Genomic DNA, 20,481 nt, shown 5'->3' on the forward strand with positions numbered 1-20,481 from the left:
CAGGTGCGTCGGCGGGGATAGTCCTGAGGTGAGTACTCCCCCCGCCGCACCCCGCCGCCGGCTCACCCCCGCCTGGGCCGGACGCAACTACACCCTGCTGACCGCCGCCGCGATCGTCACCAACCTCGGCGCGCACGGCGCCCTGATCGCCACCACCTGGGCGGTGTTCGACGCCGGCGGCGGCGCGGGCGAGGTGGGTCTGGTCGCGGCGGCGCGCATCCTGCCGCTGGTGCTCTTCCTGCTCATAGGCGGCGCGGTCGCCGACCGGGTGCCCCGGCACCGGGTGATGGTCGCGGCCAACGCTCTCAACTGCGTCTCGCAGGGCGTCTTCGCCGTGCTCGTTCTCGCCGGCGAGCCGCGGCTCTGGCAGATGATGCTCCTCACCGCGCTCTGCGGCACCGGCCAGGCGTTCTTCAACCCGGCCGCCGAGGGCATGCTGATGTCCAGCGTGAGCGGCGAACAGGCGGGCCGGGCCTTCGCGCTGTTCCGGATGGCCATGCACGGCGCGGGCCTCGGCGGCGCCGCGCTCGGCGGCGTCATGGTCGCCGCGCTCGGCCCCGGCTGGGTGCTCGCCGTCGACGCACTCGCCTTCGCCGTCGCGGGCGGGCTGCGGGCCTTCCTCGACGTGAGCCACATCGCCGAGCGCGAGCCCGGCGGCGGACTGCTCGCCGATCTGCGCGAGGGCTGGCAGGAGTTCATCGGCCGGCCGTGGCTGTGGTCGATCGTGGCGCAGTTCTCGATCGTGGTGGCGCTGGTCGGCGCGGTCGAGTCCGTGTACGGGCCCCTGGTCGCCCGCGACCAGCTGGGCGGCTCCCGGCCCTGGGGCCTGGCGCTCGCCGCGTTCGGCGTCGGCACGCTGTGCGGCGCGCTGCTGATGATGCGCTGGAAGCCGCGGCGGATGCTGCTGGTGGGCACGCTGGGCGTGTTCCCGCTCGCGCTGCCGTCGGCGGCGCTCGCCGTGCCGCTGGACGCGGCCGGGCTGGCCGCGGCGATGTTCGTGAGCGGTGTGTGCATCGAGATGTTCGGCGTGGCGTGGATGACCGCGCTGCACCAGGAGATTCCGGAGGAGAAGCTGTCCCGGGTCTCCGCCTACGACTGGTTCGGCTCGACGGCCATGCTGCCCGTCTCCACGGCCCTCGCGGGCCCGGCGGAGAGCTTCTTCGGCCGCACGAACGCGCTCTGGGGCTCGGCCACGCTGATCGTCGTGGTCACGGCGCTGGTCCTGCTGGTCCCTGACGTACGGAATCTGACGCGCCGCACGGAGACGAAGCCGGTGACGGGCGGAGGGGCGGCGGCCGACGGCGGCGGCGGGGCGAGCGCGGCGCCGGCGCTCGACCGGAGCGGCCCGGCCTGAGCGGGCTCGGGCCCTGTCGGCTCAAGTTGGCCCGGGCTCGGCCCGGGGCGGGCTCGGTCGGGTCGGTTCGGGGGGGGTCGGTTCGGGGGGCGGTTCGGGGGGCGGTTCGGGGGGGTCGGTTCGGGGGGGGGCGGTTCGGGGGGGTCGGTTCGGGCTGGGAGGGCTCGACTTGGGCCCGGGCTCGGGCTGAGCCGACTCAGCCTGGGCCGGCCTCGCCGGAGCGGGCTCGGGGCTCAGCCGACGGTGAATGTGCCGCCCGGCGGGATCGGGGACGGGATCGCGTCTTCGTCCGTGACCGGGCGGGCGTCGCCGATGAGACGCGCCAGGGAGTCGCCCTCCTCCACCCGCGCCGGGAACGGGTCCGCGGCGGCCCGGCGGCTCAGGTAGGCGGTGTCGAGCGGGGCGCCGGAGGCGACGAGGACCGCGTTGCCGAAGCGCCGGCCGCGCAGCACCGCCGGCTCGGCCACCAGTGCCAGCTCGGGGAACTCCTCGGCGAAGGTGGCCAGTTGGGAGCGGAGGAAGGCGAAGGGCGCCCCGTCCGCCAGGTTGGCGAGGTACACGCCGCCCGGCCGCAGCGCCCGCCGCACCGCCCGCGCGTACGCGCTCGTCGTCAGATGGGCGGGCACCCGCGAACCGCCGAACACGTCGCCCACGATCAGGTCGAACGAGGCGGCGGGCGCGGCCTCCAGCCAGGCGCGGGCGTCCGCGGCGTGCACCGTGACGCCCGAGCCCTCCGGCAGCGGCAGGTGCTCGGCGACCAGCGCGAGCAGACCCCGGTCGGCCTCCACGACGTCCTGCCGCGAACCGGGCCGGGTGGCGGCCACGTACCGGGGCAGGGTCAGCGCCCCGCCGCCCAGGTGCAGCACGTCGAGCGGGGCGCCCTCCGCCGCGGCCCGGTCCACGACGTGGGCGAGCCGGCGGGCGTACTCGAACTCGAGGTGCGTCGGCTCGTCGAGGTCGACGTACGACTGGGGCGCGTCGTCGACGGTGAGCAGCCAGGCCCGCTCCCGGTCGACGTCCGGCAGGAGGCGGGCGGTGCCGCCGTCGACGTCCCGGATCACGGGAATCTGCTCGTTCACGTGCCTATTCTGCCCAGAGCGCGGTGACCGCCGGCGCGTGGGCGGCGGCCTGGGCCCGCCCGGCGCGGGCGGCGGGCGCGCGGCGCGCGGGGTCGAGGCCGTTGCGTCCGAAGGCCGCCCGGGACGCCTTGTCGGGCGTGATGACCTCGACGCGCGCCCCCGCCGCGGCGAGGTCCGCGCCCTGCCGCGCGGGCGAGTGGATCACCTTGCTGCCGCGGGCGCTCGGGGCGACGATCACGACGCGCTCGTACCCGGCGGCGAGGTGGGCGTTGGCCGTGGAGTGCAGCCCGCCGTCGATCCAGCGGCGGCCGTTCAGCGTGGCGGGCGGCCACAGGCCGGGGATGGCGCAGCTCGCGGTGACGGCGTCCACGAGGGAGGCGCCGCCGTCCTTGTCGTGGGCGACGAGCGCGCCGGTGTGCGCGTCGACGGCGGTGATCAGCAGGGGGCGCTCGGGCCAGTCGGTGACGGGCGCCAGCCGCCGGGCGACGGTGGCGCGGCGGTCGGCCTCGTCGACGGTGGCCGCGGCGAGGGCGAGCCGTCCGAGCCTGCGCCCGTACTCCTCGGGGCTGCCGGAGGTCAGCACGGCGAGCGCGTAGCGCAGGACCGTCCCGGCGCCGAGCCGGGCGGCCGGTTCGGCGGGGGCGCCGCCGTCGAGCTCGCGCGCGTACAGCTCGGCGAGCGGGGCATCTCCGGCGGCGAGCCGCGCGGCGACGACGGCGCCCGCCGAACTGCCGACGAGGAGGTCCGCCGAGGACAGGTCCGCACCGGCCTCCGCGAGGCCCTGGAGCACCCCCAACTCCCAGGCCGCGCCGACGAGTCCGCCCGAGCCCAGGACCAGTGCCGTCCGTCGTGTCTGCGTCATGGTCCGAGTGTGGCGCACGCCGACGGGCCCGCGTCCCGTGGGGTACGGAACGCGGGCCTCCGCGGGCGCGGCCTCAGTGGACCTCGGTCACCGTGCCGGCGCCGACGGTCCGGCCGCCCTCGCGGATCGCGAAGCCGAGGCCGGGCTCCAGGGGCACCGCGCGGCCCAGCTCGACGGTCATGGTGACCGTCTCGCCGGGCCGGGCGAGGCCCGCCGCGCCGAGGTCGACGTCGCCGACGACGTCCGCGGTGCGGATGTAGAACTGCGGCCGGTAGCCGGTCGACAGGGGCGTGCTGCGCCCGCCCTCGCGGCCGGACAGCACGTACACCTGCGCGGTGAAGCGGCTGCGCGGCTCGACGCTGCCGGGCTCGGCGACCACGTGGCCGCGGCGGACCGCGTCGCGCGGGACGCCGCGCAGCAGCAGCGCCACGTTGTCGCCGGCCTGCGCGGACTCCATCGGCTTGCCGAAGGTCTCCACGCCGGTGACGACCGTCTCCGTGTCGGCGCCGAGGACGGCCACGCGGTCGCCGACGCGGACGGTGCCGCGCTCGACCGCGCCGGTCATGACGGTGCCGCGTCCGGTGATGGTGAGCACGTTCTCCACCGGCATGAGGAACGGCGCGTCCACGTAGCGCACCGGCATCGGCACGTACGTGTCGACCGCGTCGAGCAGCGCCTCGACGGCCCCGGTCCACCGCGGGTCGCCCTCCAGGGCCTTGAGCCCGGAGACCCGGACGACGGGCACGGTGTCGCCGCCGTAGCCGTGCGCGCTGAGCAGGTCGCGGACCTCCAGCTCGACCAGGTCGGTCAGCTCGTCTTCGCCCGCGTCGGCCTTGTTGAGCGCCACGACGATGTGGTCGACGCCGACCTGCCGGGCGAGCAGCACGTGCTCCGCGGTCTGCGGCATGATCCCGTCGAGCGCGGAGACGACGAGGATCGCCCCGTCGAGCTGGGCCGCGCCGGTGACCATGTTCTTGACGTAGTCCGCGTGGCCGGGCATGTCGACGTGCGCGTAGTGGCGGGTGTCGGTCTCGTACTCGACGTGCGCGATGTTGATGGTGATGCCGCGCTGCGCCTCCTCGGGCGCCCGGTCGATCCGGTCGAAGGGCACGAACACCCCGGTGCCGCGCTCGCTGAGGACCTTGGTGATGGCGGCGGTGAGCGTGGTCTTGCCGTGGTCGACGTGACCCATGGTGCCGATGTTGAGGTGCGGCTTGGTGCGCACGTAGGCGGTCTTGGACATGACGGGTTCGGTTCCTTCCCGGAACTCGATGCTGTTCTCCTTCGCGGAGGGGGACCCCTGGGCCGGACCGACCCTCCCCCTGCGGGGTCCGCCGGACGTTCCGGGGAGAGTCAGCTTCGCGCGCCGTCGAGGGCCGCTGCGGCAACGGCGACGGCGACGGCGACGGCCGCGCCGGCGGCGAGAACGGCAGCCTTCGGCGCGTCCGCGTCTGCGGACGTCGCTGCGAGGAAGGGCTGCCGGAACATGCCGCCGATCCTGCCCCACGACGGGCGGCCCGTCGAACGAATTACGGCGCGGTCAGAGGCTCTTGAGCGCTTCGCGGACCGACAGGGGGGACAGTTCGGCCGCGTGGGCGGTGACGAAGGCGCGGACCTCGGCGGGGGACGTCTTGGCGTACTCGCGCAGGGCCCAGCCGATGGCCTTGCGGATGAAGAAGTCGGGGTGGCCGGCGCGGCGCAGGCAGTGGGCGAAGAGGCGCTCGGCGTCCGTGGCGTCCTTGAAGCGGAGTTGGTGCAGGAGCGCGGTGCGGGCGATCCACAGGTCGTCGTCCTCGATCCACTCGTCCATCCGCTCCCCGAGCGCCGGGTCGGCGGCGACGAGGGGCCCGACGACGTGGGCGGCGAGGTGGTCGACGGTGTCCCACCAGGAGTCGGTCGTGATCAGGTGGCGGGCGACGGACAGGAAGCCGGAGGAGCAGCGGGCGGCGTGGCGGCGCAGGTAGTCGACGGCGAAGTAGTGGTACTCGCGCTCCGGCAGGGCGAAGCAGCGCAGCGCCACCGCCGTGCAGTCGGCCTCGTCGGGCCGGGCGAGGCCCTCCAGGACCCTGCGGGACAGGGCGCGCCGTTCGGGGGTGCGGATGCCGAGGAAGGGGACGACGCCCTTCATGTACGCCACCATCTCCTGCGCCCGGAAGGGGTCGCCGGCCTTCGGGTAGAGCTCGGTGAGCCGGGCCAGCACGGTGTCGGCGAGGGCGCTGGCGGGCACGGCGGGCGTCATGCGGTTCACCCTACGCGGGCCCGCCGCGACCGCCGTCCGGCGTGCGCGGGGTTCCGACCGGAGGGCCGTCGTCCGTGCGCGGAGGTCCCCGCCGGGCGGCCGTCGTCCGCGCGCTCGGGTCCCCCGCCGCGTGACAGCCATGCCTGCGCGCGGTCCCCACCGTACGGCCGCCGGCCGTATGAAGAGGCACCGCCGCGTGCCTGCCGTGCGTGCCCGTGGTTCCCGCCGGACGGCCATCGTCCGGGCGATCAGGTTCCGCCGCGTGACGGACCTGACGGCGATCACACGCCCCCGTCGGTTACTCTCCCCGCGTGCTCGACCCCGTCTCCCGGCCGCCGGGCTCCTTCCTCCTCCGCCTCACCCGGGCGCTGCGTTCGCCGTGGGTGCGGCTGTCGCTGCTCGTCGCGCTGCTGGCCGGGGCGGTGTCCCTGGTGCTGCTCTTCGAGCCGCACCGGCTGCTGGCCGCGGGCTGGCCGCCGCAGATGTCCGGCGCGGGCGCGGTGCTGCTGTTCGGCCTGGCGTACGGGCTGCTGACGGCGGCCTTCGTGCCGCGGCCGGTGCTGAACCTGGCGGCGGGCGCCCTGTTCGGCTCGCAGGCCGGGGTGGTCGGGGCGCTGGCGGGGACGGTCCTCGGCGCGGGCCTCGCCTTCACGCTCGGGCGGCTGCTGGGCCAGGACGCGCTGCGGCCGCTGCTGCGCGGGCGCTGGCTGAAGGCGGCGGACGGGCAGCTGAGCCGGCACGGTTTCCGGTCGACGCTGGCGATCCGCCTGTTCCCCGGGGTGCCGTTCGCCGCCGCCAACTACTGCGCCGCCGTCTCACGGATGGGGTACGCGCCGTTCCTGCTGGGGACGGCGCTGGGCTCGCTGCCCAACACCGCCGCGTACGTGATCGTCGGCAGCGAGGCCACGTCGCCGACCTCGCCGGCGTTCCTGATCTCGACGGGGTTCATCGTGGTGACGGGCGCCGCGGGGGCCCTGGTCGCCTGGCGCAAGCGCCACCGGCTGCGCCCCGCCGACCCGGACGCCGCCACTGCCGACACCGCCACTGCCGACGCCGCCGCCGAGTCCCACGGCGACGGCGTCCGCGCGGACGAGAGGGCCCCCTCCGCCGTCTGACGGGCGTCAGAGCGCCTCGACGATCATCGCGTTCGCGAGCCCGCCCGCCTCGCACATGGCCTGCAGGCCGTACCGGGCCCCGCGCGCCCGCAGGGCGTGCACCAGGGTCGTCGTCAGGCGGGTGCCGCTCGCGCCGAGCGGGTGGCCGAGGGCGATCGCACCGCCGTGCACGTTGACCTTGCCGGGGTCCGCGCCGGTCTCCTGCTGCCAGGCGAGGACCACGCTGGCGAACGCCTCGTTGATCTCGAACAGGTCGATGTCGTCGAGTCCGAGGCCGGAGCGCTTCAGCACCTTCTCGGTGGCCGGGATGACACCGGTCAGCATGAGGAGCGGGTCGGAGCCGGTGACGGCGAAGCCGTGCAGCCGGGCGAGCGGGCGGAGCCCGAGCCGTTCGGCCGTCTCGGCGGCCATGATCAGGACGGCGGAGGCGCCGTCGTTGACCGGGCTGCTGTTTCCGGCCGTGACCGACCAGTCGATCTGCGGGAAGCGTTCGGCGAAGGCCGGGTCCTCGAAGGCGGGGCGCAGTCCGGCGAGGATCTCCGTCGTGGTGGCGGGCCGCACGGACTCGTCGCGGCGGAGGTCGCCGTACGGCGCGACCTCGGCGTCGAAGAGCCCGGCGTCCCAGGCGCGCGCGGCCTTGGCGTGCGAGGCGGCGGCGAACGCGTCCATCGCCTCCCGTCCGATCGACCACTTCGCGGCGATGAGCTCGGCGCTGATGCCCTGCGGCACCAGGCCCCCGGGGTAGCGGGCGGCGACTCCGGGGCCGAACGGGTCGGCGCCGGGCGGCACGTTGGACCACATGGGGACGCGGCTCATCGACTCCACCCCGCAGGCCACGACGACGTCGTACGCGCCGGAGAGCACGCCCTGCGCGGCGAAGTGGACGGCCTGCTGCGAGGAGCCGCACTGCCGGTCGACGGTGGTGGCGGGCACGGACTCGGGGAGGCCGGCGCCCAGCCAGGCGTACCGGGTGGTGTTCATGGCCTGCTCGCCGACCTGGTCGACGGTGCCGCCGATGACGTCGTCGACCAGGGCGGGGTCGATGCCGCTGCGTTCGATCAGGGCGCGCAGGGTGTGGGAGAGCAGCGCCACGGGGTGGGTCGCGGCCAGGGCTCCGTTGGCCTTGCCGCGCCCGATGGGCGTACGGACGGCTTCGACGACGACGGCGTCTCGCATGATCACAGCTCCTGACGGGGGACGAGCGATGTGAGTTGGAAAACTGGACCGACCCTCGGGGTCACCCTAGACCAGTGAGTCCAGTTTTCAAACCCACTCCTCGGACTGCCCTAGGCTGGACCCCATGAAGGCCGCGCCCCGCCCCTGTTCGATCGCCGACACGCTCGCCCTGGTGGGCGAGAAGTACTCGCTGCTCGTCCTGCGCGAAGTCCTGCTCGGCGTGCACCGGTTCGACCGGATCGCCCGCAACACCGGCGCCCCGCGCGACATCCTGACCGCGCGGCTGCGCCGGCTCGTCGACGCCGGGCTCCTCGAGAAGGTCCCGTACAGCGAGCGGCCGCAGCGCTTCGAGTACCGGGCGACCGCGGCCGGCGCCGACCTGCAGCCGGTCCTGCTGGCCCTGATGGCCTGGGGCGACCGGCACCTCAACGAGGACCCGCCGGTGGTCCTCACCCACCGCTGCGGCGCCGCGCTGGCCCCCAAGGTCGTGTGCGCGGAGTGCGGCGGCGACACGGACGGCGCGAGCGTCACCGACCGCGTCGACGCGCCCGGCTGGACCAGGACGGGCCCGGCCGGGGACTGACGCCCGGCATCGAGGCGTTCACCCCGGGACGGTACGCTGCGGGCGACCGGCGGTCGATCACCGACCGTCTCGCCCATGACCGCACGCGCACATTCGGGACGGCCCTAGCCCCATGAGTTGGTTCGAATCATTCATCCTCGGGCTCGTCCAGGGGCTGACCGAGTTCCTGCCCATCTCCTCGAGCGCGCACCTGCGCCTCACCGCCGCCTTCGCGGGCTGGCAGGACCCCGGGGCCGCGTTCACCGCGATCACGCAGATCGGCACCGAGACGGCGGTCCTGATCTACTTCCGCAAGGACATCATGCGGATCCTCTCCGCCTGGTTCCGCTCGCTGACCGACAAGTCGATGCGCCGTGACCACGACGCGCAGATGGGCTGGCTGGTCATCGTCGGCTCGATCCCGATCGGCGTCCTCGGCGTCACGCTGAAGGACCAGATCGAGGGGCCGTTCCGCGACCTGCGGCTGATCGCCACCACGCTGATCGTCATGGGCATCGTGCTCGGCATCGCCGACCGGCTCGCGGCCCGCGACGAGGCCGGCGGCCGGCACCGCGCCATCCGGGAGCGCAAGACGCTCCAGGAGCTGAGCGTGAAGGACGGGCTCATCTTCGGCCTCTGCCAGGCCATGGCCCTGATCCCCGGCGTCTCCCGCTCCGGCGCGACGATCTCCGGCGGTCTGCTGATGGGCTACACCCGCGAGGCGGCGGCCCGGTACTCGTTCCTGCTCGCGATCCCCGCGGTCCTGGCGTCCGGCGTCTTCGAGCTGAAGGACGCCGGCGAGGGGCACGTCTCCTGGGGGCCCACGATCTTCGCGACGGTCATCGCGTTCGTGGTGGGCTACGCGGTCATCGCCTGGTTCATGAAGTTCATCACCACGAAGTCGTTCATGCCGTTCGTCGTCTACCGGATCATCCTCGGCATCGTCCTGTTCGTCCTCGTCGGCACGGACGTCCTCTCCCCCCACGCCGGGGAGTCCGCGGGCTGACGCCCGCCCGCACGCCACCGAGGGGCCCCGCCGACAGCGGGGCCCCTCGTCGCTGCACGGCTCTTGGCCCCGGGGCCGCGCGGCCCGACACTGAGGCGATGACGCTGCGCGTGGAACTCGCGACCGTGCTGGACCGCATGGCCGTCGACGAGGTGGTCACCGGGTACGCGGCCGCCGTCGACGACGGCGACTGGTCGGCCTACCGGGCGCTGTTCGCCCCCGACGGCCGCGCCGACTACCGCGACGCGGGCGGCATCGAGGGCCCGGCGGCCGAGGTCGCCGACTGGCTGGCGGAGACGATGCGCCTGTTCCCGGTGCGCCAGCACCTCGTGGTCAACCGGCTGATCCGGCTTCAGGACCTCGGCGGATACCCCGGCGACACCGCGGACGTCCGGGCCGACTACCTCAACCCCATGCGGCTGGAGTCCGGCCAGGACTTCGTCTGCGGCGGCCGGTACGCCTTCGGCCTGGCCCGTACGGACGACGGCTGGCGGCTGCGGTCGGTGGTGGTGCGCGAGAAGTGGCGCCGGATGCCGTCCGGCTGAACCCGGGCGCCGGCGTGCGCGACCCCCGTCGCGCCCTCTGTCCCCCTTCGCGCCCGGCGCGCACACTGGAGGCGACACCGCTCCCCCGCCGGTCGAAGCCGCCGGTCCGTGGCCGCCGCTCGGCGCGGCGGTCGGAGCCGGCAGCCGGCCTGAGGAGGCGTCCCGTCCATGCAGACCCCGGTCGCGGCCCGTACGGACGCCCGTTCCCCGAGAGGCGGGGCCGCGCGCGCCGCCCTGGCGTCGCCCTGGTGGCGGGCGCTGCTCGCGGCGGCGGCCGGCGCGCTGCCCGCGCTGGCGTTCCCGGAGCCGTCGCTGAGCTGGTTCGCGTACGTGGCGCTGGTGCCGTGGCTGCTGCTGATCCGGTCGGCCGGGTCGGCGGGCCGGGCCGGTCTTGACGGCTGGCTGGGCGGGATCGGCTTCATGCTGGCCGTGCACCACTGGCTGATGCCGCACCTGCACGTGTTCATCCTGCTGGTGGCCGCGCTGCTCGGACTGCTGTGGCTGCCGTGGGGCGTGCTGGTCCGGGCGATGCTGGGCGGCCGGCCGTCGGCGGTCCGGGCGCTCGTCGCGGTCGCGGTGGTGCCCTCGGGCTGGCTGATGGTCGAACTGGTGCGGTCCTGGGAGGGCCTGGGCGGCCCGTGGGGGCTGCTCGGCGCGAGCCAGTGGGACGTCGCCCCGGCGCTGCGGCTGGCCTCGGTGGGCGGCGTGTGGCTGGTGACCGTGCTGGTGGTGGCGGTCAACACCGCCGTCGCACTGCTGGTGTCGGCGGCCGCCCTGCGGGTTCCCGCACTGGTGGGTCTGCTGGTGTGCGCGCTCACCACCGGTCTGGTCTGGCTGGTGGGGGAACCGCCGCGTCCGGCGGGCGAGGTGCGGGTCGCCGTCGTGCAGCCGGGCATCCACCACGGCGCCGGCGGCGTGGACCGCCGCTTCGACAAGGGCGAGGAGCTGACCCGCGGCCTCGCGGGGCGGGACGTGGACCTCGTGGTGTGGGGCGAGAGCAGCGTGGGCCGGGACCTGACGAAGCGCCCGGATCTCGCGGACCGGATCGCCGCCGTGTCGCGGGCGGTCGGGGCGCCGGTCCTCGTCAACGTCGACGCGCGCCGCGCGGACCAGCCGGGGATCTACAAGAGCAGCGTGCTGGTCGGCCCCGACGGGACCACCGGCGACCGGTACGACAAGATGCGCCTGGTCCCGTTCGGCGAGTACGTGCCGGCCCGCTCGGTGCTCGGCTGGGCGACCTCGGTGGGCAAGGCGGCCGGCGAGGACCGGCGGCGCGGCGAGGCGCAGGTCGTGATGGCGCTGCCCGGCCGGGACGGGCTGCGGATCGGGCCGCTGGTCTGCTTCGAGAGCGCGTTTCCGGACATGACCCGGAACCTGGTCCGGGACGGCGCGCAGCTGGTGGTGGCGCAGTCGGCGACCTCGACGTTCCAGGGCAGCTGGGCCCCGGAGCAGCACGCCTCGCTGGCGGCGCTGCGGGCGGCGGAGTCCGGCCGTCCGGTGGTGCACGCGACGCTGACCGGCGTGACCGCGGTGTACGGGCCGGACGGCGCGCTCGTGGGCGAGCCGCTGGGCACCCGGGAGGAGGGCGCGGCCGTGTACGCCGTACCGCTGTCGGAGGCGTCGACGGGGTACGTGCGGGCCGGCGACTGGGCGGTGTACGCGGCGTTCGCGGTGCTGGCGCTGCTGTGCGGGGTGGAGGGCGTCCGGGCGGTCAGGAGCTCTGCGCCAGGCACGCGCGCACCACGTCCTCGCAGAGTTCGTGGGTGAGCAGGGCGTCGCGGGCGCTGGGCGTGCGGCCCGCGCGGACGTCGTCCAGGAAGAGGTGGACGGCCTGTTCGATGCCGCGCTGCCGGGCGACCGGCACCCAGTCGCCGCGCCGCCGGACGCTCGGCTGGCCCTTGTGGTCGACGACCTCGGCGAGGTTGAGGACCTGGCGCTTGGTGTCCTGACCGGACACCTCCAGGATCTCCTCGGTGGAGCCGCTGAGCCGGTTCATGATGCCGAGGGCGGTGAAGCCGTCGCCGGAGAGCTGCAGCACGACGTGGTGCAGCAGGCCGTCGCGCATCCGGGCCCGTACGTCGGTGTGCTCGACCGGGCCGGGCAGCAGGAAGCGCAGGGTGTCGACCACGTGGATGAAGTCGTCGAGCACGAAGGTCCGCGGGTCCTCGGGCAGTCCGATCCGGTTCTTCTGCATGAGGATCAGCTCGCGCGGGTGGTCGAGGCACTGGGCGTAGCCGGGGGCGAGCCGCCGGTTGAAGCCGACGGCGAGGCCGGTGCCGCGCTTCTCGGCGAGCTCCACGAGCCTGCGGGAGTCGGCGAGTTCGTACGCGAGCGGTTTGTCGACGTACGTCGGGACGCCCGCGTCGAGCAGGCGGGCCACGATCGCCGGGTGGGCGTCGGTGGGGGCGTGGACGAACGCGGCGTCGAGCCCGGCGGCGAGCAACGCGTCGAGGTCGGCGTGCCGTTGGGTGCCGGGCACGTGGTACGTGTCGCCGACGCGGCGGAGGGTCTCGGGAGTGCGGGTCTGGAGGTGGAGCTCGGTGCCCGGCAGGGTGGCCAGCACGGGCAGGTACGCCTTCTGGGCGATGTCGCCGAGCCCGATGCAGCCGATCCTCACGGGGTACTCCTCCGTCGCCGAACGTCCGCGGTCCCCGTTTCCGCAGGTCCCGCCTCCCTGTCGGCAGCATACGCGGCGGTCGGCGGCGACCAGTCGGCGATGCCTTCGAAGCCGCGCAGGACGAGTCCGGGGCCGAGGCGGGAGACGGCCGCGACGAGCGCGTCGCGGACGGCGACGGCGGGCCGGGAGGACAGCATCGCGAGCCGCCCCGTGCGGTCGGCCTTGCGGACCAGCGCGGTGGTCCGGGGCAGCCGGTCGGCCGTGTACGCGGCGAGGGCGCGGTCCGGCGACGGACCGGCGGCCACGTGGTGGGCGAGCACGACGGCGTCCTCGACGGCCTGGTTGCCGCCCTGGCCGAGGGTGGGCTGCATGGCGTGGGCGGCGTCGCCGAGGAGCGCCACGCGGCCCCGGTGGAAGGCGGGGAGCGGGGTGATCAGGTGGTGCACGTCGTGGCGCAGGACGGCCTCGGGCGCGGCGCCGGCGAGGACCTCGGGGATCGGGTCGTGCCAGTCCCCGAAGCGCCGGAGCAGTTCGGCCCGTTCGTCGTCGGGCGCGCGGGCGCCGGCGGGGGCGGCGGCCATGGCGTACGCGTAGATCCGGCCGTCCTTGAGGGGCTGGGTGCCCCACAGGCCGCCCCGGCCCCAGGTCTCGTGCGGGGCGAAGGGCCGGCCGGGGGCGGGGACGACGAGGCGCCAGGTGGTGTACCCGGAGTACGCGGGGCCGGGGTGGTCGGGGAACAGGCCGCGGCGGACGCCGGAGTGGATGCCGTCGGCGGCGACGACGAGGTCGGCCTCCAGTTCCCGGCCGTCGGCCCCGAGGGCGACGCGGGCGGGGCGCCGGCCGTCGCCGGGGTCGGCGACCGAGGCGGTGACGCCGGTACGCACGGCGTCGTCGGGGAGGGCCGCGCGCAGCAGGTCGACGAGGACGGCGCGGTGGAGCAGGACGAGCGGCCCGCCGAAGCGCTCGGCGGCCGCGGCGGCGTCGGTGCGGCAGAGCCAGCGGCCGGACGGGGTGCGCATGCCGCCGTCGCCCTGCCAGGCGGCGAGTTCGCGGACGCGGTCGCCGAGGCCGATGACGTCCAGGGCGCGCTGGGCGTTGGGGGCGAGGCCGATGCCGGCCCCGACGGGCGCGAGGGACGCGGCCCGCTCCAGGACGGTGACCCGCCGGCCCTGCTGGTGGAGCGCGACGGCGGCGGTGAGCCCGCCGATCCCGCCTCCGATGACGACGGCATGCTGCCGCATGACCCCTCCTCGTAACTACAGGTGTAGTGACGCTTCGACGGTACTACAGATGTAGTCACGTGGGGAGCGGAGGGCTCGATAGGTTGGGGCCATGACCGCACGCACCTCCGCCGCGCCGCCTTCCTCGCGGGCCGAGCTGATCGGCGACACCGCCCTGGCCCTGCTCGCCGAGCGGGGCATGCGCGGGCTCACCCACCGCGCCGTGGATGAACGGGCCGGCCTCCCCCAGGGCTCGACCTCCAACCACGCCCGCACCCGGCAGGCGCTCCTGGAGACCGCCGTGCGCCGCCAGGCCCACCACGAGGCGCAGGTGCTCGCCCCGGACGAGATGCCTGACCCCGAAGGCGGCCCCGAGGCCGTCGCCGACGCGCTCGCGCTCGCCCTGCACCGCTACCTCAGCGACCACCGTCCGCTGCTGGTCTCCCGCTACGAACTGGCCCTGGAGGCGACCCGCCGCCCGGAGCTGCGCAGCTTCTTCGACGCGGCCGGGGCGGCCTTCCACGGACCGCTGATCGCGCTGATGGAACGGGCCGGCTCGCCCGAACCCCGGCGGCACGCGCTGTCCCTGATCGCCTGGTGCGAGGGGCTGATGTTCTCCTGCGCGGTGGGCTCGTTCCACGCGGCCGTGCCCGGCCTCGACGAACTGCGCACCGGCTTCGGCGAACTGCTGCGCGGCATGCTCGGCGGCCCCGACCGGTAATTCCCTGGCGCGGGCCGCCGGGCGGCGCGACGATGCCGGGCATGACCATCGAACGGATCGATCCCTCCACCCTGGCCGGCGAGCGCGAGAGCCTCGAGTCCTGGCTCGACTTCCACCGGGCCACGCTGGCCCTGAAGACCGAGGGCCTGGACGAGGCCCAGCTGCGCACCGCCTCCGTGTCCCCGTCGGACCTCACCCTGTTCGGCCTCGTCCGGCACATGGCGGAGGTCGAGCGCGGCTGGTTCCGGCGGGTCCTCGCGGGCGAGGACGCCGGCCCGATCTACTACACCGAGGAGGACCGGGACCGGGACTTCCACCCGGGCCCCGACGACACCTTCGAGGAGGCGTACGCGACCTGGCAGGCGGAGATCGCCCGGGCCCGGGAGCTCGCGGCCGGCCGGAAGCTCGACGAGATCGGCGTCGGCGCGCACCGCTCCGGCGAGCGGTTCAACCTGCGCTGGATCTACGTGCACATGATCGAGGAGTACGCGCGGCACAACGGGCACGCGGACCTCATCCGCCAGGCCGTGGACGGCGCGACGGGCGACTGACCGGCCGCCCGCGCGTACGGCCGGGAACCTCGCGGCGCGAAGATCACTCGTGCGGGGCATTCCCGGCCGGTAGGGGCGCGAAGAGCCCGCGCGACCTGCAAGGTTGCGCGGGTGCATGGAACGAGAACCACAACCAAGGTCCTGGCCGGCATGGCCGGCGTGGTGGGCGTGACGGTCGCGGCGATCACCGGCTGCGTGTCCGTGGAACCGCCGCCCCCCGCGCCTCACGTCCCGGTTCCCGCCGGGGCCGCCGAGCATCCGGCCCGGCAGACGGAGCCGCAGGTCGTCGTCGAGGCGCCGGCGCGCGAGGCGCTGGAGGCCGCCGTCCCTCCGGCGCCGGAGCGTGCCGAGGCGCCGCCCCGGCCGAAGGCGCCCGAGCGGGCCCACGACGGCCCGAAGCAGCGCGAGGCCGAACGGGCGCGCAAGAAGAAGCAGCGCACGCCCGGCTGGGCGCCGGGCCGCCCGACGGTCGTCCTGCCGCCCGTGCTGCCGAAGCTGCCGGTGACTCCGCCGCGCTCCCCCAAGGAGGTCTGCGACCTCGGCGAGAAGTACGGCGGCTGGGGCCGCGGCAGCGACCAGTCGCGCATCTGCCGCGACACGTACGGGGGCGGCAGAGGCTGACGCCGCGCCGGGCTCAGGCCCCCGCGGCGAGCGTGCTCTCCAGCCGGCCGATCGCCGCCCGGACGCCGTTCCCGTACCCGTCGTCGTCCAGCGCCTCGGAGGCGGCGCGGGCGCGGGCGAGGTGCTCGCGGGCGGCGTCGGGGCGGCGCAGCTTCACGTAGTCCGCCGCCAGGTTGAGATGGAGCGAGGGGTACAGGGAACGCAGCGCGACCGCCGAGTCGTGCCGGGCGACCCGCTCCTCGCTCAGCTCCTCCGCCGCGGTCAGCGCCCGCAGGTCCCAGGCGAGCTCGTCGTCGGGCTCGTCCTGGGCGTCGGCCATGTAGTGCGCGAGGGTGCAGCGGTGCAGCGGGTCGCCCTCGGCCCCGATCTCCTCCCACAGCGTCCCGAAGCGGTTGCGGGCCTCCTCCCGGTCGCCGCCGTGGAGCAGCATCATCGCCTGCCCGATCCGGGTCATGACGGGATCGTCCGAGGGCTGCTGTCCGCCCACTGCGGCCTCCTTGAGTACGGTCCGTCGGCCCCGGGCCGGGCCGCTCCGGGAGACAGACCCTAGCCCCCGCCGCGCGCGAAGAAGGTCAGGCGCGGGCGCGGGCCCGCGCCTGTGTCGCGGCCCGGGTCAGCCCAGGTTCGGGATGCGCCAGTCGATGGGCTCGTGGCCCTGGGCCGCGATCGCCTTGTCGATCTGGGTGAAGGGCCGGGAGCCGAAGAACTTCTTCGCGGACAGCGGCGAGGGGTGCGCGCCCTTGACGACGGCGTGCCGCTCCTGGTCGATGAGCGGCAGCTTCTTCTGCGCGTACGCGCCCCACAGCACGAAGACCGCCGGGTCGGGACGCGAGGCCACAGCCGTGATCACCGCGTCGGTGAACTTCTCCCAGCCCTGGTTCTTGTGCGAGTTCGCCTCGCCGGCGCGGACCGTGAGGACCGCGTTCAGCAGCAGCACGCCCTGCTCGGCCCACGGCATCAGGTAGCCGTTGTCCGGGATCGGGTGGCCGAGCTCCTCGTGCATCTCCTTGTAGATGTTGCGCAGGGAGGGCGGGGTCCTGACGCCGGGCCGCACGGAGAAGCACAGGCCGTGGCCCTGGCCCTCGCCGTGGTACGGGTCCTGGCCGAGGACCAGGACCTTGACCTTGTCGTACGGGGTGGCGGCGAGGGCGGCGAAGACCTCCTCGCGCGGCGGGTAGACCGGCCCCTTGGCCCGCTCCTCCTCGACGAACTCGGTGAGCTGCTTGAAGTACGGCTTCTGCAGTTCCTCGCCGAGGACGCCGCGCCAGGACTCGGGCAGCATGTCGGTGTCGGTCACGTCAACAACCTCCGGTAGGCGATCACTTCTGGAACAGAACCTACCGGGGGCCACTGACAACGCCCGCCGCGGGCTCCTCACCTCCCAGGATGCCCGCGCCGCCGCCCGTGGGGCCTACCAGCTGGCCTTCTTGCCCAGCTCCCACATCTGCATGACCGTCTGCGGGTCGAGGGCGCTCTCGCCGCCGGAGACGTCCTCGTTGGCCGCCACGTACAGCCTGCCCTGCCACACCGGCAGCAGCTGCACGTCGTCCACCATGATCTCCTGGGCGCGCTCGAACTCCTTCGTCACCGCGCTGCGGTCGCTCTGCTTGCGGGACTGCGGCAGCAGCGTCTCGGTGATCTGCGGGGCCTCGTAGGGGGTGCGGAGCACGTTCTCCTTGCCCACGAACGGGGCGACGAAGTTGTCCGGGTCCGGGAAGTCGGGGAACCAGCCTCGGCCGAAGACCTGGTACTCGCCGTTCTGGTAGCCCGCCTGGAACTCGCTCCACGGCTTGCCCTTGACGGTGATCTTGAACAGCCCGGACTCGTCCAGCTGCCGCTTGATCTCCGCGAACTCGGCGGCGGTGGCCGAGCCGTACCGGTCGGTGGCGTACCAGAAGGTCAGCTCGACGGGCTTGTCGATGCCGGCCTGGCGCAGGAACTTGCGAGCCTTGCCGACGTCCGGGTCGCCGTAGCGGTCGAAGAACTTGGTGGTGTGGCCCGCGATGCCCTTGGGGACCATCGAGTACAGCGGCTCGGCGGTGCCCTGGTAGACCTTGGCGACCAGCTCGTCGCGGTCGAGCAGCTGGGCGACGGCCTTGCGGACGGCGGTCTTGCGGGCGACCGGGTCGGCGGAGTTGAAGACGAGGTAGCGGATGTCCGCGCCGGTGGACTCGACGAGCTGGAGGTGCTCGTTCTCCTTGGTCTTCTCCTGGAGGTCGATGACCTCCTCCGCGGTCAGACCGCGGTAGATCGCGTCGATCTCCTTCTTCTTGAGGGCCGTGACCATCGGCTCCGACTCCTCGAAGTACTTGATGGTCACGCCGCCGTTCTTGCGGTCGGCGAACCCCTTGTAGGTGGGGTTCTTGACCAGGACCGCCTCCTTCTTCGCCTCGTACGACTCGAGGACGTACGGGCCCGAACCGGTCAGCTTGTCGTCCTTGCGGAGCTGATCCATCGGGTATTCGGCGGGGTCGACCAGCGACATGGCGGGAGTGGCGAGAACGAACGGGAAGGTCGCGTCCGACTGCTTCAGCTTGAACACCACGGTGTTCTTGCCGACGGTTTCGATCTTGTCGAGCGATCCGAGCATTCCATTCGGACCACCCTTGTGGTTGATCTTCCGGATTCTCTCGATGGAGTGCCGCACGGCCTCCGCGTCGAGTGCATGCCCATTGGAGAACTTCAGACCGTCACGAACCGTGCACTCGAAGACACGACTCGCCGCGTCCGTGAATTTGCAGTCGGCCGCATCGGGCTGCGGGCTGGTGCTGCCCGTCGGAAAGGCCACCAGGGTCTGGAAGACGTTCCGGTACAGCTCCCACGAGTTGTCCCACGCGGCGGCCGGGTCCAAGGTGGTCGGGGAACTCGTGGTGCCCACGACCAGCTTCTTCTCCCCCTCGGCCGCCTCGTCCTCGAACAGACTGCAGCCGCTCACCAGGGATATGGACGCAAGGGCTGCAGTGATCTGCAGACTGGTCCGGTTGAACACGTGCACACTCCTCGTTCAGCCATGGGTCGGCCGACGATACCGCAGTGCCCCACCAGGTCAATGTGGAGCCCTGGCGGGGCACTTGAGGCATTCGGCGCGTAATCGGGAACAATCCGGTCACGCGGCGGCCCCGAATTCGGTCACGCAAAGGTCACGCCGTCAGGCGCCGGGCGTCACGCCACTCCCGCGTTGAGGAACAGACCGCCGTCCATGACGAGGGTCTGGCCGGTAATCCAGTCCGACTGCTCGGAGGTGAGAAATGCGGCCGTCCCGCCGATGTCCTCGGGAGCGCCGAGCCGGCCCAGCGGATAACGGCTGACGACCTCCGCCTCCCGGCCCTCGTAGAGGGCGCTGGCGAACTTGGTCTTGACCACGGCCGGCGCGATCGCGTTGACCCGGACCCGCGGGGCGAACTCGTGCGCCAGCTGGAGGGTCAGGTTGACCATGGCGGCCTTGCTCATGCCGTACGCGCCGACGAACGGCGAGGCGGAGACGCCGGCGATCGACGCGATGTTCACGATCGCGCCGCCGTTCTCCTTCTGCCACGCCCGCCAGGTCTGCTGGGCGAAGCCGAGGGCCGAGACGACGTTCGTCTCGAAGACCTTGCGGGCCACGTTCAGGTCCAGCTCGGCGATCGGTCCGAAGACGGGGTTCGTGCCGGCGTTGTTGATCAGGAAGTCGACCCGGCCGAAGGCCGCCATCGTCGCCTCGACGGCCGCGGCCTGGTGGGCCTCGTCGTGCGCCTTTCCGGCCACCGCGAGCACCCGGTCCGCGCCGAGCCTCTCGACGGCCTCCTTGAGCGCCTCCTCGCCGCGCCCGGTGATGCAGACCCGGTCGCCGCGGGCGACGAGCGCTTCCGCGATGCCGTACCCGATGCCCCGGCTCGCGCCGGTGACCAGGGCGACCTTTCCGGAGAGCGGCGGAAGTTCCTGTGCGGTCATGATCCTGCCCCTGTTCCTGTCGTCCTGTTCCGCGTCAGTTGAGCGGGCCGCCGGCCACGTACATGACCTGGCCGGAGACGAAGCCGGCGTCGTCGCCCGTGAAGAACGCGATGGCGTTGGCGACGTCCTCGGGACGGCCGACGCGCTGGACGGGGATCTGGGTGGCGGCCGCGGCCTGGAACTCCTCGAAGCCCATGCCGACGCGGGCCGCGGTCTGCGCGGTCATCTCGGTGACGATGAAGCCGGGGGCGACGGCGTTGGCGGTGATGCCGAACTTGCCGAGCTCCTTGGCGAGGGTCTTGGTGAAGCCCTGCAGACCGGCCTTGACGGCGGAGTAGTTCGCCTGGCCCCGGTTGCCGAGGGCGGAGGACGACGAGAGCGACACGATCCGGCCGAAACCGGCGTCGACCATGTGCTTCTGGCAGGCCTTGGCCATCAGGAACGCGCCCTTGAGGTGGACGTTCATGACGAGGTCCCAGTCGGACTCGCTCATCTTGAAGAGCAGGTTGTCGCGCAGCACGCCCGCGTTGTTGACCAGGATGGTCGGCGCGCCGAGCTCCTCGGCGACCCGGGCCACGGCGGCCTCGACCTGCGCGCTGTCGGAGACGTCGCAGCCCACGGCGATGGCGCGGCCGCCGGCGGCGGTGATCTTCTCGACGGTGTCCTTGCAGGCCGCCTCGTCGAGGTCGAGCACGGCGACGGCCCGGCCCTCCGCGGCCAGCCGGACGGCGGTGGCCGCTCCGATCCCCCGCGCCGCACCGGTGACGACGGCTACGCGCTGCTCGGTCATGCTGGTTCTCCTCGCCCTTGGATCATCCCTGGTTGGCGGAACCGGCGGCCCGCCCGACGGGTGAGCAACCGCTTAGTACCTTCCGCAGACGAG

General features: G+C 73.9%; 22 protein-coding genes. 9 read left to right on the forward strand and 13 right to left on the reverse strand.

Annotated elements, in window-relative coordinates; translation table 11 throughout:
• The first annotated feature begins 28 nt into the window (after window positions 1-28).
• Window positions 29-1,354: an MFS transporter gene (locus tag ACNJ93_RS03470; protein WP_418955831.1), complete on the forward strand. Its 1,326-nt coding sequence runs from the start codon at window positions 29-31 to the stop codon at window positions 1,352-1,354.
• Between the two features lie 233 nt (window positions 1,355-1,587).
• Here ACNJ93_RS03470 and ACNJ93_RS03475 read toward each other — a convergent pair whose 3' ends face one another.
• The 5 genes from ACNJ93_RS03475 to ACNJ93_RS03495 form a co-directional block, all read right to left on the reverse strand.
• Complete coding sequence (locus tag ACNJ93_RS03475; RefSeq protein ID WP_418955832.1) at window positions 1,588-2,433, reverse strand: spermidine synthase; 846 nt, start codon at window positions 2,431-2,433, stop codon at window positions 1,588-1,590.
• 4 nt (window positions 2,434-2,437) lie between these two features.
• On the reverse strand, window positions 2,438-3,295 hold the full coding sequence (locus ACNJ93_RS03480) for a patatin-like phospholipase family protein (protein WP_418955833.1): 858 nt from the start codon (window positions 3,293-3,295) through the stop codon (window positions 2,438-2,440).
• A gap of 73 nt (window positions 3,296-3,368) precedes the next feature.
• Window positions 3,369-4,538: an elongation factor Tu gene (tuf, locus tag ACNJ93_RS03485; RefSeq protein WP_418955834.1), complete on the reverse strand. Its 1,170-nt coding sequence runs from the start codon at window positions 4,536-4,538 to the stop codon at window positions 3,369-3,371.
• Between the two features lie 110 nt (window positions 4,539-4,648).
• On the reverse strand, window positions 4,649-4,783 hold the full coding sequence (locus ACNJ93_RS03490) for a hypothetical protein (protein ID WP_418955835.1): 135 nt from the start codon (window positions 4,781-4,783) through the stop codon (window positions 4,649-4,651).
• 52 nt (window positions 4,784-4,835) lie between these two features.
• Window positions 4,836-5,534 (reverse strand): DNA alkylation repair protein, encoded by a 699-nt coding sequence (locus tag ACNJ93_RS03495; protein WP_418955836.1) that lies wholly within the window; start codon window positions 5,532-5,534, stop codon window positions 4,836-4,838.
• A gap of 311 nt (window positions 5,535-5,845) precedes the next feature.
• On the opposite strand from ACNJ93_RS03495, the gene ACNJ93_RS03500 reads away from it, so the two are divergent.
• Window positions 5,846-6,649 carry a TVP38/TMEM64 family protein gene (locus ACNJ93_RS03500; RefSeq protein ID WP_418955837.1) on the forward strand — a complete coding sequence of 268 codons (804 nt, stop codon included), beginning with the start codon at window positions 5,846-5,848 and terminating at the stop codon, window positions 6,647-6,649.
• 6 nt (window positions 6,650-6,655) lie between these two features.
• Here ACNJ93_RS03500 and ACNJ93_RS03505 read toward each other — a convergent pair whose 3' ends face one another.
• Window positions 6,656-7,825 carry a thiolase family protein gene (locus ACNJ93_RS03505; RefSeq protein WP_418955838.1) on the reverse strand — a complete coding sequence of 390 codons (1,170 nt, stop codon included), beginning with the start codon at window positions 7,823-7,825 and terminating at the stop codon, window positions 6,656-6,658.
• Between the two features lie 124 nt (window positions 7,826-7,949).
• On the opposite strand from ACNJ93_RS03505, the gene ACNJ93_RS03510 reads away from it, so the two are divergent.
• From ACNJ93_RS03510 to lnt, 4 genes are all read left to right on the forward strand, one after another.
• The gene (locus tag ACNJ93_RS03510) at window positions 7,950-8,408 is read left to right on the forward strand and encodes a winged helix-turn-helix transcriptional regulator (protein WP_418955839.1); all 459 of its coding nucleotides are present in this window, start codon (window positions 7,950-7,952) and stop codon (window positions 8,406-8,408) included.
• 112 nt (window positions 8,409-8,520) lie between these two features.
• On the forward strand, window positions 8,521-9,393 hold the full coding sequence (locus ACNJ93_RS03515) for an undecaprenyl-diphosphate phosphatase (RefSeq protein ID WP_418955840.1): 873 nt from the start codon (window positions 8,521-8,523) through the stop codon (window positions 9,391-9,393).
• Between the two features lie 98 nt (window positions 9,394-9,491).
• Window positions 9,492-9,938, forward strand: coding sequence for a nuclear transport factor 2 family protein (locus ACNJ93_RS03520; protein ID WP_418955841.1), 447 nt, complete (start codon window positions 9,492-9,494; stop codon window positions 9,936-9,938).
• 168 nt (window positions 9,939-10,106) lie between these two features.
• The gene (gene lnt, locus ACNJ93_RS03525) at window positions 10,107-11,705 is read left to right on the forward strand and encodes an apolipoprotein N-acyltransferase (protein ID WP_418955842.1); all 1,599 of its coding nucleotides are present in this window, start codon (window positions 10,107-10,109) and stop codon (window positions 11,703-11,705) included.
• Here the strand turns inward: lnt and ACNJ93_RS03530 are convergent.
• Window positions 11,650-12,555 carry a Gfo/Idh/MocA family protein gene (locus tag ACNJ93_RS03530; protein WP_418955843.1) on the reverse strand — a complete coding sequence of 302 codons (906 nt, stop codon included), beginning with the start codon at window positions 12,553-12,555 and terminating at the stop codon, window positions 11,650-11,652. The genes lnt and ACNJ93_RS03530 overlap by 56 nt on opposite strands.
• Window positions 12,552-13,796 carry an FAD-dependent monooxygenase gene (locus tag ACNJ93_RS03535; protein WP_418955844.1) on the reverse strand — a complete coding sequence of 415 codons (1,245 nt, stop codon included), beginning with the start codon at window positions 13,794-13,796 and terminating at the stop codon, window positions 12,552-12,554. Before ACNJ93_RS03535 ends, ACNJ93_RS03530 begins: the two co-directional genes overlap by 4 nt.
• Window positions 13,797-13,887: 91 nt before the next feature.
• Here ACNJ93_RS03535 and ACNJ93_RS03540 point away from each other — a divergent pair, with 91 nt between their 5' ends.
• The 3 genes from ACNJ93_RS03540 to ACNJ93_RS03550 all read left to right on the forward strand — a co-directional run bounded on the left by ACNJ93_RS03540 (window position 13,888) and on the right by ACNJ93_RS03550 (window position 15,668).
• Window positions 13,888-14,496: a TetR/AcrR family transcriptional regulator gene (locus tag ACNJ93_RS03540; RefSeq protein ID WP_418955845.1), complete on the forward strand. Its 609-nt coding sequence runs from the start codon at window positions 13,888-13,890 to the stop codon at window positions 14,494-14,496.
• A gap of 41 nt (window positions 14,497-14,537) precedes the next feature.
• Window positions 14,538-15,047, forward strand: a complete 510-nt coding sequence (locus ACNJ93_RS03545) for a DinB family protein (protein WP_418955846.1) — start codon at window positions 14,538-14,540, stop codon at window positions 15,045-15,047.
• A 111-nt stretch (window positions 15,048-15,158) separates the two neighbouring features.
• Window positions 15,159-15,668, forward strand: a complete 510-nt coding sequence (locus ACNJ93_RS03550; protein WP_418955847.1) for a hypothetical protein — start codon at window positions 15,159-15,161, stop codon at window positions 15,666-15,668.
• 13 nt (window positions 15,669-15,681) lie between these two features.
• Here ACNJ93_RS03550 and ACNJ93_RS03555 read toward each other — a convergent pair whose 3' ends face one another.
• From ACNJ93_RS03555 to fabG, 5 genes are all read right to left on the reverse strand, one after another.
• Window positions 15,682-16,122 (reverse strand): hypothetical protein, encoded by a 441-nt coding sequence (locus ACNJ93_RS03555; RefSeq protein WP_418955848.1) that lies wholly within the window; start codon window positions 16,120-16,122, stop codon window positions 15,682-15,684.
• A gap of 159 nt (window positions 16,123-16,281) precedes the next feature.
• The gene (gene ung / locus ACNJ93_RS03560) at window positions 16,282-16,950 is read right to left on the reverse strand and encodes a uracil-DNA glycosylase (RefSeq protein WP_418961297.1); all 669 of its coding nucleotides are present in this window, start codon (window positions 16,948-16,950) and stop codon (window positions 16,282-16,284) included.
• Window positions 16,951-17,079: 129 nt separating this feature from the next.
• The gene (locus ACNJ93_RS03565) at window positions 17,080-18,657 is read right to left on the reverse strand and encodes an ABC transporter substrate-binding protein (RefSeq protein WP_418955849.1); all 1,578 of its coding nucleotides are present in this window, start codon (window positions 18,655-18,657) and stop codon (window positions 17,080-17,082) included.
• 173 nt (window positions 18,658-18,830) lie between these two features.
• On the reverse strand, window positions 18,831-19,598 hold the full coding sequence (locus ACNJ93_RS03570) for an SDR family oxidoreductase (protein WP_418955850.1): 768 nt from the start codon (window positions 19,596-19,598) through the stop codon (window positions 18,831-18,833).
• A gap of 34 nt (window positions 19,599-19,632) precedes the next feature.
• A complete protein-coding gene (gene fabG, locus ACNJ93_RS03575; protein ID WP_418955851.1) occupies window positions 19,633-20,388 on the reverse strand; it encodes a 3-oxoacyl-ACP reductase FabG in 756 nt (251 codons plus the stop codon).
• Window positions 20,389-20,481 lie beyond the last annotated feature (93 nt).

Origin of the sequence: Streptomyces tritici (assembly GCF_048500665.1) — a bacterium.
GTDB classification, from domain to species: Bacteria; Actinomycetota; Actinomycetes; order Streptomycetales; family Streptomycetaceae; genus Streptomyces; species Streptomyces tritici.

Excerpts from the sequence above, each read along its gene's own strand:
- ACNJ93_RS03480 (WP_418955833.1), bottom strand. The coding sequence starts at position 3,295 with ATGACGCAGACACGACGGACGGCACTGGTCCTGGGCTCGGGCGGACTC.
- tuf (WP_418955834.1), bottom strand. The coding sequence starts at position 4,538 with ATGTCCAAGACCGCCTACGTGCGCACCAAGCCGCACCTCAACATCGGC.
- ACNJ93_RS03490 (WP_418955835.1), bottom strand. The coding sequence starts at position 4,783 with ATGTTCCGGCAGCCCTTCCTCGCAGCGACGTCCGCAGACGCGGACGCG.
- ACNJ93_RS03495 (WP_418955836.1), bottom strand. The coding sequence starts at position 5,534 with ATGACGCCCGCCGTGCCCGCCAGCGCCCTCGCCGACACCGTGCTGGCC.
- ACNJ93_RS03505 (WP_418955838.1), bottom strand. The coding sequence starts at position 7,825 with ATGCGAGACGCCGTCGTCGTCGAAGCCGTCCGTACGCCCATCGGGCGC.
- ACNJ93_RS03510 (WP_418955839.1), top strand. The coding sequence starts at position 7,950 with ATGAAGGCCGCGCCCCGCCCCTGTTCGATCGCCGACACGCTCGCCCTG.
- ACNJ93_RS03515 (WP_418955840.1), top strand. The coding sequence starts at position 8,521 with ATGAGTTGGTTCGAATCATTCATCCTCGGGCTCGTCCAGGGGCTGACC.
- ACNJ93_RS03520 (WP_418955841.1), top strand. The coding sequence starts at position 9,492 with ATGACGCTGCGCGTGGAACTCGCGACCGTGCTGGACCGCATGGCCGTC.
- lnt (WP_418955842.1), top strand. The coding sequence starts at position 10,107 with ATGCAGACCCCGGTCGCGGCCCGTACGGACGCCCGTTCCCCGAGAGGC.
- ACNJ93_RS03535 (WP_418955844.1), bottom strand. The coding sequence starts at position 13,796 with ATGCGGCAGCATGCCGTCGTCATCGGAGGCGGGATCGGCGGGCTCACC.
- ACNJ93_RS03540 (WP_418955845.1), top strand. The coding sequence starts at position 13,888 with ATGACCGCACGCACCTCCGCCGCGCCGCCTTCCTCGCGGGCCGAGCTG.
- ACNJ93_RS03545 (WP_418955846.1), top strand. The coding sequence starts at position 14,538 with ATGACCATCGAACGGATCGATCCCTCCACCCTGGCCGGCGAGCGCGAG.
- ACNJ93_RS03555 (WP_418955848.1), bottom strand. The coding sequence starts at position 16,122 with ATGACCCGGATCGGGCAGGCGATGATGCTGCTCCACGGCGGCGACCGG.
- ung (WP_418961297.1), bottom strand. The coding sequence starts at position 16,950 with ATGCTGCCCGAGTCCTGGCGCGGCGTCCTCGGCGAGGAACTGCAGAAG.
- ACNJ93_RS03570 (WP_418955850.1), bottom strand. The coding sequence starts at position 19,598 with ATGACCGCACAGGAACTTCCGCCGCTCTCCGGAAAGGTCGCCCTGGTC.
- fabG (WP_418955851.1), bottom strand. The coding sequence starts at position 20,388 with ATGACCGAGCAGCGCGTAGCCGTCGTCACCGGTGCGGCGCGGGGGATC.